Raw genomic sequence first — 724 nt, forward strand, 5'->3', positions numbered from 1 at the left:
CTCTGCGTATCTCTTTTTGTCTATCCAATTAGCGCGCGACTGCGCCACCTAAGGTCAGATTCTTTGGCCACTTGGTTATCTTATTGCCACCCAAAAAGATGTTGCCTTTTACCGTCATTGTGTCGGGAAACTCGGTCAGGGCCGAACCACCAATGTAGAGGTTGCCATCGACCACCAACCCTTCTGGCAGCGCTTTCAGTGGCGTTCGGATCACACTCAAATCACCTTTTACTCGAAGTTTTGCCGGAAGTGTCTTTAACGGAGTATCGGTCAGGTTCAAATACCCACCCAGCTTTACCCCTTTGGGCCAGCTTTCAATCTTACTACCAAGTAAGTTAGCGTAACCTTTGATTTTTACGCCCGACTTGATTGTTTTCAGGGCGCTATTTTTCGCGTCTAAGCTGCCACCAACATCTAAGCCCTTAGGCAGCTGAGTAATTGGCGTTTGGGAAATGTCCACATTCCCTTTTATGACCAAGCCAGATGGGAGTTCAGTGTATGGCTTGTTTCGAAGATCTAGATTGCCATAGTTGTCGATATGGCCAAATTTGGAATAGTAATCGAGCTCGTAAGCACTAGGAGACGAGCTAAATGCAATTAACGCAAGGGCGAAAGGGATGAAACGCATAACGATTACTTTCCAATAAAAACGACAAAAGCATAACCTAAAGAGTCAGTGACGGCTATATCGGCCTGAACTTAACTCGCCGTTGTTCGTAACGAC

1 protein-coding gene is annotated in these 724 nt (G+C 46.3%); it reads right to left on the minus strand.

Translation table 11 applies throughout. The annotated features are described in order from the left end of the window. Positions 1–28: 28 nt before the first annotated feature. Entirely contained in the window at positions 29–628 is a 600-nt protein-coding gene (locus tag R7E78_RS26490) for a hypothetical protein (protein WP_005458629.1), read from the minus strand. Positions 629–724: the final 96 nt, after the last annotated feature.

Source organism: Vibrio sp. YT-19(2023) (assembly GCF_033337395.1).